We start from the raw sequence: 11,833 nt of genomic DNA, 5'->3' as shown, positions 1-11,833 counted from the left end.
CCTTCCCGAACTCAGAAGTGAAACCTCTTAGCGCTGATGGTAGTGTGGGGTTACCCATGTGAGAGTAAGTCATCGCCAGCTCATTATTCCTAAAAACACCCCTTACAATGTAAGGGGTGTTTTTTTATGCGCGGAAGTTAATGAATTAACGAGAGAAGTTGTTAGCATTAAATTTATATAAATGACCATCAAAAAAATTCTAATCTAAAAAATTAGTTAGATTAAAGTACATACAGCATAGTTAAGATAGAAAAAATGGAATGAAAAGTGAATTTTTAAGTCAATCATATATTTTTTATTTAGTTGCAATATGACAAGTTTTTATTGCAATAGTCTTTAAATATATTAAAACAGATAGAAGATAGTGATTTTATTAAAATAGGCTCTAATCAAAAGTTAATTAATTTATTAAAATAATATAGTAATGAATCTTAAAAATTTAATAGACTAAACAAAGATAATATAGATAAGTTGTTTAAAGATATATTAGGCATCGAAAATATTTCTCAATCTTGGATTTTTAAAGATAAGAAATTTAGTCTTACTGAGGTGTGAGCAAATTTATTAAAATCTCATCATGAAATTGCACATACTTGATTTACTAAACTTCAATTAGACTACAAAATAAATTTTGAAAAAATGAAATTTTATTTGAAATGGCTGAATTAATGGAGATAAAACTGAGTAGTGAAATGGAACAATATAAATAAATTTTATTTTCTAATAGTAAATTTTTATGTGAAATAGAAGTGATTTGGGCATTATCTAAAAAGTATATGTCACTTATTTTTTCACATCTAAGTTATACAGATATTAAGGAGGACTCCCTTTAACTCAAGGAGTGATAAATGATGAGATATCTAAATTAAATAGGTTTCAATTAAAGATAGAGAGGGTACTTCAACCTCATAAATATTTAATCGATATGTTTGAATGTAAGAATTTGATTTTAAAAATAATATATTGTAGTTTATTAGCTTAAAGAAAAACCCCAATGAAAGTTGGGGTTTTTTTAATTAATGTACTGCTGAAATTTTATCTAAGAAGTGTTTTGTCCGTTCATGCCGCTCTTCAGGTTTATTGAAAAAATCTGAAGTTGAACAGTCTTCAATGATTTTACCTTGATCCATAAAAATTACACGGGAAGAAACTTTACGTGCAAACCCCATTTCATGGGTGACACACATCATAGTCATACCTTCTTTAGCCAGTTGACTCATGACATCTAATACCTCACCAACCATTTCGGGATCAAGTGCGGACGTCGGTTCATCAAAAAGCATACATACAGGATCCATACATAAACCACGTGCAATGGCAACACGCTGTTGCTGTCCGCCTGAAAGTTGACCAGGGAATTTATCTTTATGCACAGCTAAACCTACACGATCCAAGTATTGAAGGGCTTTTTTCTTTGCTTCATCTTTGCTTCGATTTAGTACTTTAATTTGCCCAATCATTAAGTTATCAAGCACAGTCATGTGCGGAAATAGTTCAAAGTGCTGGAATACCATGCCTACGCGAGAACGAAATTTAGGTAAGTCCGTTTTGGGATCTTTAAGTGCAGTACCATTTACAATAATGTCACCTTCTTGGAATGGTTCTAAGGCATTCACCGTTTTAATAAGGGTGGATTTACCTGAACCAGAGGGCCCACAGACTACAACCACTTCACCTTTTTCTATAGCAGTTGAGCAGTCAGTTAAAACTTGAAAATCTCCATACCATTTTGAGATATGTTGTATTTCTATCATTGGCATATCGATTCTCCTTAACGAATTATGGCTATTTTTTGATGTAAACGCTTAACCAAACGTGAAAGCGCAAAGGAAATACAGAAGTAAACAATCGCCACAACCAGATAGAATGTAGCTTTGGTTTCTGAACCATAGGTATTTGCAAGGGTATTGGCATTACCTAAGAAATCAGGTGCGCTGATCACATACACCAACGAAACGTCTTGAAATAATACAATGGACTGAGTCAGTAATACCGGCAGCATATTACGGAACGCTTGCGGTAATACAACGGTTGACATGGTTTGACCATAGGTGAAACCCAGTGCATAGCCAGCATTGACTTGACCTTTAGATACGGACTGAATCCCCGAACGAACAATTTCTGAAAAGAATGCTGCTTCAAAAATTGCAAAAGTCACAACACTTGAAAAAAGCGGGCCGTAATAAGTATCTGATTGAAATTCAAAGAATTTAGGCAGTAAAAAATAGAAAATAAAAATGACTTGAATCAACGGTACGCCACGAAAGAAGTCGACATAAATTTTTGCAAAATTACTGGCTAGTTTATTTTTGGAAAGCCGCATCATTGCCAATGGTGTACCAATGAGAATTCCACCAATAACTGCCAAAATGGTGACTGTCACTGTAAATTTAAAGCCATGCAGTAAGGTAGTAATGACATCGTTGTTTTGTAATACACTAAAGTCCATATTACTGATCTCCTGAGCCAAGGCCAGGAACAGCCATGCGTTTTTCAATCCATGCCATCATGAGTTTGATGCTATAGGTAATGATCAAATACACGGGTGTTGATAAAATAAGAATCACAATATCTTGCGAAGTTTCTTCACGCATTGTTTTGGTGTAAGCAAAAAAATTGAGAATACTGAGTGCATATAAAACTGCAGAATTTTTGAATACGTTCATGGCTTCTGAGGTTAGGGTAGGCCAAACTGTTCGATATGCAACCGGCAAAATAACATAGCGATAACTTTGTGCTTGAGTCAGACCAATAGCAAAAGCCGCATTTTTTTGACCAGTAGATACGGTGATAATACCGGCACGAACTTGCTCAGCAATACGTGCAGCAGTATATAAGCCTAAGGCAAATACTCCAATTACAGCAGGCTGATCATTTAGAAGGTTTTGCCACCATCCACCATGTACCATTTCACCACTACCAGTACTTAAACTTAAAGGTAGCAGTTCTGGAAATACAAATGCCCAGAAAAATAACTGAACAATGAGTGGAATATTACGGAATAACTCGACATAACAGGTGCCAATTAAAGCCAGTGGTTTATTGGGAACGGTACGCAGAATACCGATAATAGATCCAATTACAAAGGCAATCACAAAGGCGGCAAGTGCTGTCCATACCATGGTCCACACACCAGCACCTAAAAGTTGTAACCATGTAGGAGCATCCGCAACAGGTGAGTAACTTTCACCACCGATAGCTTTACATATAGTTTCAGCCCATGTGGCTTTATCTAGATTATATTCATTTGAGGGGAGACAATAAGCTGTCCAATTAAGTGAGCCAACCGACATGTGTGCTCCTTTTATTTTTAAATTTTAAAATGATTTGTAGATCAAAATACGCAAATATTTTGATCTACAATGAATTTTTATCTTTATAACTTAATTTTAGCTAATACCAGCATCGGTTGGGTGTGCTTTAAGTTTTAAATATGAAGGGCTCATTGGCATATTTAGATTAATATTTTTAGGTGGAATTGGCGATTGGAACCATTTTTTATAAAGAGCTGCCATTTGACCGTTTTTCCACATATTGTTGACCACTTTATCTGCAATAGCTTTATATGCTGTATCACCTTTAGGCAACATAATGCCATAAGGTTCAGAAGATAAAATAGGGCCTACAATTTTAAACTCTTTGGGATTCGATGATTTAGCAATTAAGCCCGCTAGAATATTATCATCCATTACAAATGCTGCGGCACGACCAGAAGCAACCATCGCAAATGAATCCGAGTGATCTTTACCGTAAATATTATTTACGTTAATTTTTTCACCTTTTTCACCCATTTTGATGTATTTATCAGAAGTTGTACCTTGAGTAGTGACAACAGCTTTACCATTTAAATCAGCAATCGTTTTAATCGGTGCATTGGCTTTTACTGCCATACGAACTTCGGTAGCATAGTAATTGGTAGAAAAACTGACCTGTTGTTGACGTTGAACTGAGTTGGTGGTTGTGCCGCACTCCATATCAATATTTCCAGCCAGCATTTCAGGAATACGGGTCGAAGAGGTAACTGCTTTATATTCTACTTTCAAATTTGGCATTTTGAGGTCTTTTTTCAGTTCATTTGCAAAGTTGTTGCAAATATCAACTGCATACCCCATAGGCTTACCGCCTACAATATAGGAAATAGGGTCTGAAGATTCGCGGTAGCCAATAATGACCTTGCCCGATTGTTTAATTTTAGCCAGTGTATCTGCGGCTTGAACCTGAGAAAAAGCACCGCCAGCCAAAAGAACGCCAAGTGTTGTTGTTAAAACTTTGGTAGACAATTTCTTCATCATGAAGACTCCATTTGCTATTTATTTGATCGGTATGTAGTTATTAAATCTGCTCTATTTGTTGATAAGCAAATATCGAGCCAAAATGTATGATCCTTCATACATCATTTATCTATTTATATTTATACCTTCACTTAAAATAAGTAAAGGATAAAAATAATAATTTTGAACAGCTAATATGTGAATTACATCACTTTTTCATATTTATATTCTATTTGAAAAATAAAAAATAAGAAGTGGATTTAGTATTTATTTCAGCATATAGCTTTTCAATTTATATTTTTGCAAATGATGAGCTTCACTATCTTTTTCATATGCTTTCGATTTTAAAATTCATGTACTAGTTTTCAGAGTAATTAAATGTTGATAACCCCTAATGCGAGGTTAATAAATGAATATTTATTTTTAAAATAAAAACTGCAAAATAACAAAATGATGTGCTATAAAAATAAGTAGGCATAATTTTTGCTTATGCTTTTGTAGTATTAAGGATATGTATCAATATGAAGTTATCGCTTGGATTAAAGCTTGCAAACTCGTTGTCATTAACGCCACAACTGCAACAAGCCATTCGATTGCTGCAATTATCCAGTCTTGAATTAGAGCAAGAAATTCAGATTCAGCTCGAGAGTAATCCTTTACTTGAAAAAATTGAGGATGATGATTTAAGTGAAAATTTAGAGCCTGCTAAACAGGATCAACAAGAGCAAGAGTTGTCAGAATCATTAAATGCAGATTATTTACCTGATGAACTGGCAGTAGATACCGACTGGGATGATGTTTATACACATCAATCTACATCACTAGAGCGTCCAGAATTTGAAGAGCGAGAAGATAATCGTCAGGGACATACTTCATTAAAAGAACATATGTTAGGTCAGATTAATCTTTTGCATTTTTCAGCTATCGATAAATTGATTGCTTATTGTATTGTTGATGCTTTGGATGAAAAAGGTTTTTTAGATGCAGATTTGGCAGAAATCATCCTATCTGTTCAGCATTTATTAACCCAAGTTGGGCATGTCGTTGAGGTTGAGGAGGATGAGATTTTGGCAGTACTAAAGCACATTCAGCGTCTTGACCCCATTGGCGTTGGTGCGCGTAATTTGGCTGAATGTCTATTTGTACAAACGGATGCATTGCCTATATATACACAATTTAGACCCGAAGCTTTATTATTATTAAAAAATTATGAGTTATTAATCAGTAATGATCTGAATAAATTAGTTAAACAAACGGGACTGAATTTTGAGCAGTTAAAGGCCGCTGTGGATTTATTAAAAACGCTAAAGGCGCATCCTGGTGCGGAGTTTGAGCATAAAGATTCTGATTACCAGATTCCAGATGTTGTGGTATCTAAGAAAAATGGCTCTTGGAATGTACAGTTGAATCCAGATGTTATACCGAAACTGCGTATTAATCCTTTTTACTCAGGCATGATTAAACGTGCAGACCAAAGTAGTGATAATCAATATCTGCGTAATCAAATGCTGGAAGCAAAAAACTTTATTAAAAGTATTGATGAGCGGCATAAGACTTTACTCAAGGTTGCAAGTTGTATTGTGCAGCATCAACGTGATTTTTTGGAAATGGGCGTTGAGGGAATGAAGCCTTTGGTTCTAAGAGAGGTTGCAGAGGAAGTCGAGTTGCATGAATCAACTGTATCACGAGTAACTACCAATAAATATTTACTTACTCCTCGTGGCTTATTTGAGTTGAAATATTTTTTTTCCAGTCATGTTGGAACAACTTCTGGTGGCGAGGCATCATCTACAGCCATTCGGGCTAAAATTAAAAAGTTAATTGGAGATGAAAATCCACGCAAGCCCTTGTCAGATAATAGTATTGCTAACCTTTTAAAAGATGATGGTATTGATGTTGCGAGAAGAACAGTGGCGAAATATCGTGAGTCGTTACATATTGCATCTTCTTCAGATAGAAAAGTCTTGATCTAAATTTTGAAGTGTGATTATTCTAGAGATTCATTATGACGAAATAATGAATCTTTTTTTGTTTTTTGGAGTAGTGAAAATGCTTGCATGAATTCATTGCAGAAATGATCCCAAAAGTATTCTGTAATGAACTTTTCTATCATGAAAATGCTGTCATGCAGTAGTTTGAACTACACGGCTCGTCACATCCTGCAAAGGAAAGGGATAAGATTATGCAAATTACAATTCGTGGACATCATTTAACAGTTACACCAGCTATAGAAGAGAATATCCGTCAAAAATTTGAGTCTATGACTCAGCATTTAGATCAAGTCAGTAGTATGCAAGTCAAACTGACCAAGGATCATCAGGTCGATAAGCGTTCAAAAAAAGGCAGTGAAAATCACATTGCAGAGGCCATCATTCGTCTTCCTGGAATTGAGCTTTTTGCTCAGGCATCTGCGGATGATATGTATGCTTCAATTAAAAAAATGCTGGAAAAAATTAAAAAACAATTACAACGACATCGTGACATGCAAACCAATTTCCAGCCACTTGAGATACAGATAACTTAATTTTTTAAAACTTTGAATAAAAAAGAGGTTGAAAAATACCTCTTTTTTTTATCGATAATTTTGTACGAGTTAATGAATTATATTTATTAAATAGAGTAAAATAGACGGTTTTTACACTGTCAGTCCTATAAGAGGTCGATGCAATGAATAGTGAACAGCTCACTGAAATCTTAATAACAGCTTTCCCTGATGCTGAAGTCGCTGTCAGTGGACAAGCAGGTAAGTTTGAACTTCGTATTGTCGATAATCAATTCGAAGGTAAACGTCCAGTCGCTCGTCAGCAAACAGTATATGCACCATTGAACTCATATATTGCCAGTGGTGAAGTGCATGCTGTGACTATTCGTGCAATGACGAAAGAAGAATGGCGTAAAGCTAGTCTGTTTGGAGCTTAAGCGTTAATGGATAAGTTTTTAATACAAGGTGGTATGAAACTCGAAGGTGAAGTACGTATTTCGGGTGCCAAAAATGCAGCATTACCACTGCTCGCTGCAATGATTCTTGCAGACTCACCAATTACTTTAACCAATGTTCCAAACCTTAAAGATGTCAATACTTTAGTGGAATTGATTGCTGGTCTTGGTGTTAAAATTAGTTACACAGGCGATACCGTTGTAGCTGATGTTTCTACTTTAGATAATCAATTTGCACCGTATGAATTGGTCAGAACCATGCGTGCATCTATTTTGGTGCTGGGTCCATTATTAGCGCGTTATGGTAGTGCACAAGTTTCACTTCCAGGTGGTTGTGCTATTGGTTCACGTCCAGTCGATCAGCATTTAAAAGCATTAGAAGCTTTAGGTGCACATATTGAAGTCGAAAATGGTTATGTACATGCTAAAGTTGATGGTCGTTTAAAAGGCGGTGAAGTCATCTTTGATATGGTGACTGTGGGTGGAACTGAGAATATTCTGACTGCTGCGGTACTGGCTGATGGTGTAACCACAATTCGTAATGCTGCGCGTGAACCTGAAATTACTGATCTTGCGCAAATGTTAATTAAAATGGGCGCAAAAATTGAAGGTCTAGATACCGATACGCTGGTCGTGACGGGTGTAGAAAGTTTACATGGTTGTGAGTATGCAGTAGTTGCTGACCGCATTGAAACCGGTTCATATCTTGCTGCTGCTGCAATTACTGGCGGTAAAGTTAAAACTACGCATACTGATCCAAATTTACTTGAAGCAGTCTTAGATAAATTCGAAGAAATGGGCGCAGAAGTAACCCGTGGTGAAGATTGGATTGAACTAGATATGATGGGCAAACGTCCGAAAGCTGTTAGCTTCCAGACGTTACCACATCCAGAATTTCCGACAGATATGCAAGCACAAATCATGGCTGTAAATGCAATTGGTCGTGGTTTCGCAACGATTTCTGAAACGATTTTTGAAAACCGTTTTATGCATGTACCTGAGCTTTCACGTATGGGCGCAAATATTCAGATTGAAGGTAATGATGCTGTGGTCACTGGTGTAGAAAAACTTTCTGCTGCGCCTGTAATGGCAACTGATTTACGTGCTTCATTCTCCTTAGTTCTCGCAGCTTTAGCTGCAGATGGAGAAACATTGATTGACCGTATTTACCATATTGACCGCGGTTATGAAGATATTGAAGCGAAGTTACAGGGTTTAGGTGCCCAAATTAAGCGAGTAAGTTAATGAATGATATGAGAAACGATGATCTAAACTTTGACGTAATGGGCAATTTTGATCATGGTTTAACTTTAGCATTAAGCAAAGGACGTATCTTAAAAGAAACTTTACCCTTGCTTGAAACAGCAGGAATTAACTTACTGGAAGATCCAGATAAATCCCGTAAGTTAATTTTTCCAACCACGCATAAGCACGTGCGTATTTTAATTTTACGTGCTTCAGATGTACCAACTTATGTAGAAAATGGTGCCGCTGATTTAGGTGTTGCTGGTAAAGATGTATTGATGGAACATGGCGCACAAAATGTTTATGAACCACTCGACTTGAAAATTGCGGTGTGTAAACTTATGACGGCTGGTAAAGTCGGGATGGTTCGTCCAAAAGGTCGTTTAAAAATTGCGACTAAATATGTGAACTTAACCCGTCAATATTATGCCAGCTTAGGTGAGCAAGTTGATGTGATTAAACTTTACGGGTCGATGGAACTTGCACCACTTGTGGGTTTAGGTGATTACATTGTCGATGTAGTTGATACGGGCAATACTTTACGTGCCAATGGATTAGAGCCTTTGGAAGAAATTTGCCAAGTTTCTTCACGCTTGATTGTGAATAAAGCCAGCTTTAAACGTAAACAAGCCTTGTTAAATCCGATTCTTGCGCAGCTTGAGAAAGCAGTTGCAGAGCGTCAATGCCAGAAATAAAGCTTCTATTCTTTAGAATAAAAAAACCGTCGATGCATCGACGGTTTTTTTATTTGAATAATTGATTGCAAGCTTAGATAGCTTTTTTATAAAAGCTTCATTTTATTTAGTCATTTTAAAAGTATTTTTCCATCATGGTATACCGATAGATGGCGATATCCTGTCCAAAAGTTCGCTAAAACAAGGTAAACTAAAGCTTCCTTTTTTCACGATGTGGATAAGTTGATGCGACGTTTATCGACTCAAGATCAAAATTTCAAACAAATTTTTGCAGATTTGTTGGCTTTTGAGACAGTGAGTGACCCTGAGCTTTTAAAAACAGTAGACCAAATTATTGCAGATGTACGCCAACATGGTGATGCACATGTTCTTAAACTGACTCAGCAGTTCGATCGACATCCAGCGTATCACTTTTCAGAGTTAGAGCTTTCACAACAGCAATTAAAAGTTGCTTTTGATGGATTAACGACAGAGGTTCGCGAGGCGTTAGAACTCGCAGCCCAGCGGATTCGTACATTTCACCAAGTACAGAAACAAGATGGCTGGTCTTATGTCGATGAATTGGGTAATACATTAGGTCAAAAAGTCACACCACTAGATCGAGTTGGTATTTATGTACCTGGTGGATTGGCTTCTTATCCATCATCTGTGCTTATGAATGCTATACCTGCACATGTTGCAGGTGTACCTGAAATTATTATGGTGGTACCTGCACCGAATGGGGTTTTAAATCCATTGGTATTGGCTGCGGCTCATTTAGCTGGCGTAAATCGTGTTTTTACCATTGGTGGAGCACAAGCCGTAGCGGCATTGGCATATGGTACAGAAACTATTCCAGCGGTCGATAAAATTACTGGGCCAGGGAATCGCTTTGTTGCTGCTGCAAAACGAGCAGTATTTGGTCAAGTCGGGATCGATATGATTGCAGGGCCATCAGAAATATTAGTTTATGCTGAAGGCCAAAATAATGCCGAATGGTTGGCGATGGATTTATTGTCACAAGCTGAACATGACACAGTTGCGCAAGCGCTATTTATAACCCCAGATAAACAGTTACTGAATGATGTTGCTGAGGCGATTGAAAAACATTTAGATGCATTACCTAAAGCTGAAATTGCGCGTACTTCTATTGCTAATCGTGGGGCATTGATATTGGTCAAGAATCGTCAAGAAGCAATTGATTTAATTAACCAAGTTGCACCTGAGCATTTAGAATTATGTGTGGATGAAGCCCAAGCTATGTCGGAAGATATTCGTCATGCTGGTGCTATCTTTATGGGGCGTTATACTCCAGAAGCCATTGGTGACTATTGTGCAGGGCCAAATCATGTTTTACCGACATCAGGTACAGCACGTTTTTCATCACCATTGGGTGTTTATGACTTCCAGAAACGTTCAAGCCTGATTATGTGTTCTGAACAGGGTGTAAAACCTTTAGCAAAAACGGCAGATATTTTGGCGCAACAAGAAAATTTGGATGCGCATGCACGTTCTGCACGCTACCGTTATCAATAAGCTTTGATGATATAAAAGGCTGATTGATCAGCCTTTTTTTTAGCATATGACCGTTTTATTACGAGATATTTAAAAATGAATATTACAACAGAACAGATGCGTTTTTGGAGCCCGACAGTACGTAAATTAGAACCGTATGTGCCAGGGGAACAGCCTAAAATCCAAAACTTACTCAAATTAAATACCAATGAAAATCCGTATCCACCCTCTCCAAAAGTGGTCGAGGCTGTACAAGCCGTTTTAGCACATTCAGCAGATGTATTACGTCTTTATCCTGATCCGGATGCAACACTATTAAAGCAAGCGATTGCACTACAACAAAATGTCGATGTGGCTAATATTTTTGTCGGTAATGGTTCGGATGAGGTTTTAGCGCATATTTTCAAAGCTTTTTTTATACAAGAACAGCCCATTTTATATGCTGATATTACTTACAGTTTCTATCCTGTTTATAGTCAATTTTTTGGCGTGAAAACTAAAGAAATTCCACTGAATGATGATTTTGAAATTGAGATCGATGACTATCAGCAAGCCAATGGCGGTATTATTATCACCAATCCGAATGCACCGACCAGTATTGCTTTAGGTCTGCCTGCAATTGAGCGTGTATTAAAAGCTAATCCTGATTCAGTTGTGGTGATTGATGAAGCTTATGTTGATTTTGGTGCTGAGACGGCAGTGAATTTAGTGGAAAAGTACGAAAATTTAGTGGTCTGCCAAACGACCTCAAAATCACGTTCATTGGCTGGATTACGTGTGGGTTTTGCGATCGCACAACCGCATTTAATTGCGGCCTTAGAAGCAGTAAAAAATAGTTTTAACTCATATCCGATAGATCGCTTTGCCATTGCTGCGGCAGTGGCTTCGTTTGAAGATCAAGCTTACTTTGAAATACAATGTCAAAAAGTGATTGCCAGTCGTGAAACCTTGGTGGCTAATTTAGAGGCGCTAGGCTTTATTGTTTTACCTTCAAAAGCCAATTTTATCTTTGCATCTTTGGCATCGAAAGATGCTGGTGAATTAGCTCAAAAATTACGTGAATGTGGCATCATTGTTCGCTATTTCAACAAGCCAAGAATTGATCAGTTTTTACGTATTACTGTCGGTACAGATGAGCAAAATCAGCGTTTAATTGATACATTAAGGAACGATATTTTAGCTTAAATAGAA

Annotated in this window: 11 protein-coding genes; 7 read left to right on the top strand and 4 right to left on the bottom strand. The window is 37.0% G+C overall.

Annotated elements, in window-relative coordinates; all coding sequences use genetic code 11:
* Positions 1–1,016: 1,016 nt before the first annotated feature.
* From B9T27_RS14270 to B9T27_RS14255, 4 genes are all read right to left on the bottom strand, one after another.
* Complete coding sequence (locus B9T27_RS14270) at positions 1,017–1,760, bottom strand: amino acid ABC transporter ATP-binding protein (RefSeq protein ID WP_086207471.1); 744 nt, start codon at positions 1,758–1,760, stop codon at positions 1,017–1,019.
* Between the two features lie 11 nt (positions 1,761–1,771).
* On the bottom strand, positions 1,772–2,449 hold the full coding sequence (locus tag B9T27_RS14265; protein WP_086207470.1) for an amino acid ABC transporter permease: 678 nt from the start codon (positions 2,447–2,449) through the stop codon (positions 1,772–1,774).
* A gap of 1 nt (position 2,450) precedes the next feature.
* Positions 2,451–3,293 (bottom strand): amino acid ABC transporter permease, encoded by an 843-nt coding sequence (locus B9T27_RS14260; protein ID WP_086207469.1) that lies wholly within the window; start codon positions 3,291–3,293, stop codon positions 2,451–2,453.
* Between the two features lie 96 nt (positions 3,294–3,389).
* Positions 3,390–4,289 carry an amino acid ABC transporter substrate-binding protein gene (locus B9T27_RS14255; RefSeq protein ID WP_086207476.1) on the bottom strand — a complete coding sequence of 300 codons (900 nt, stop codon included), beginning with the start codon at positions 4,287–4,289 and terminating at the stop codon, positions 3,390–3,392.
* A gap of 503 nt (positions 4,290–4,792) precedes the next feature.
* On the opposite strand from B9T27_RS14255, the gene B9T27_RS14250 reads away from it, so the two are divergent.
* From B9T27_RS14250 to hisC, 7 genes are all read left to right on the top strand, one after another.
* Positions 4,793–6,244, top strand: coding sequence for an RNA polymerase factor sigma-54 (locus B9T27_RS14250; RefSeq protein WP_086207468.1), 1,452 nt, complete (start codon positions 4,793–4,795; stop codon positions 6,242–6,244).
* Positions 6,245–6,453: 209 nt separating this feature from the next.
* Positions 6,454–6,795 (top strand): ribosome hibernation-promoting factor, HPF/YfiA family, encoded by a 342-nt coding sequence (gene hpf / locus B9T27_RS14245; protein ID WP_086207467.1) that lies wholly within the window; start codon positions 6,454–6,456, stop codon positions 6,793–6,795.
* Positions 6,796–6,938: 143 nt separating this feature from the next.
* Positions 6,939–7,190, top strand: a complete 252-nt coding sequence (gene ibaG, locus B9T27_RS14240) for a BolA family iron metabolism protein IbaG (protein WP_086207466.1) — start codon at positions 6,939–6,941, stop codon at positions 7,188–7,190.
* Positions 7,191–7,196: 6 nt separating this feature from the next.
* A complete protein-coding gene (murA, locus tag B9T27_RS14235) occupies positions 7,197–8,453 on the top strand; it encodes a UDP-N-acetylglucosamine 1-carboxyvinyltransferase (RefSeq protein ID WP_086207465.1) in 1,257 nt (418 codons plus the stop codon).
* Positions 8,453–9,148 carry an ATP phosphoribosyltransferase gene (hisG, locus tag B9T27_RS14230; RefSeq protein ID WP_086207464.1) on the top strand — a complete coding sequence of 232 codons (696 nt, stop codon included), beginning with the start codon at positions 8,453–8,455 and terminating at the stop codon, positions 9,146–9,148. Before murA ends, hisG begins: the two co-directional genes overlap by 1 nt.
* A 213-nt stretch (positions 9,149–9,361) precedes the next feature.
* Entirely contained in the window at positions 9,362–10,663 is a 1,302-nt protein-coding gene (gene hisD, locus B9T27_RS14225) for a histidinol dehydrogenase (protein WP_171263412.1), read from the top strand.
* Between the two features lie 75 nt (positions 10,664–10,738).
* Complete coding sequence (gene hisC, locus B9T27_RS14220) at positions 10,739–11,827, top strand: histidinol-phosphate transaminase (RefSeq protein WP_086207462.1); 1,089 nt, start codon at positions 10,739–10,741, stop codon at positions 11,825–11,827.
* The last annotated feature ends 6 nt before the right edge of the window (positions 11,828–11,833 follow it).

Source organism: Acinetobacter sp. ANC 4648, from assembly GCF_002135345.1.
GTDB lineage: Bacteria > Pseudomonadota > Gammaproteobacteria > Pseudomonadales > Moraxellaceae > Acinetobacter.
The sequence above is the reverse complement of the archived record's forward strand: the minus strand, read 5'-3'. Positions and strand labels throughout refer to the sequence as shown.

What these genes read in the sequence shown, in the direction of transcription:
- B9T27_RS14270 (WP_086207471.1), bottom strand. Translation starts at nt 1,760, where the DNA reads ATGCCAATGATAGAAATACAACATATCTCAAAATGGTATGGAGATTTT.
- B9T27_RS14265 (WP_086207470.1), bottom strand. Translation starts at nt 2,449, where the DNA reads ATGGACTTTAGTGTATTACAAAACAACGATGTCATTACTACCTTACTG.
- B9T27_RS14260 (WP_086207469.1), bottom strand. Translation starts at nt 3,293, where the DNA reads ATGTCGGTTGGCTCACTTAATTGGACAGCTTATTGTCTCCCCTCAAAT.
- B9T27_RS14255 (WP_086207476.1), bottom strand. Translation starts at nt 4,289, where the DNA reads ATGAAGAAATTGTCTACCAAAGTTTTAACAACAACACTTGGCGTTCTT.
- B9T27_RS14250 (WP_086207468.1), top strand. Translation starts at nt 4,793, where the DNA reads ATGAAGTTATCGCTTGGATTAAAGCTTGCAAACTCGTTGTCATTAACG.
- hpf (WP_086207467.1), top strand. Translation starts at nt 6,454, where the DNA reads ATGCAAATTACAATTCGTGGACATCATTTAACAGTTACACCAGCTATA.
- ibaG (WP_086207466.1), top strand. Translation starts at nt 6,939, where the DNA reads ATGAATAGTGAACAGCTCACTGAAATCTTAATAACAGCTTTCCCTGAT.
- murA (WP_086207465.1), top strand. Translation starts at nt 7,197, where the DNA reads ATGGATAAGTTTTTAATACAAGGTGGTATGAAACTCGAAGGTGAAGTA.
- hisG (WP_086207464.1), top strand. Translation starts at nt 8,453, where the DNA reads ATGAATGATATGAGAAACGATGATCTAAACTTTGACGTAATGGGCAAT.
- hisC (WP_086207462.1), top strand. Translation starts at nt 10,739, where the DNA reads ATGAATATTACAACAGAACAGATGCGTTTTTGGAGCCCGACAGTACGT.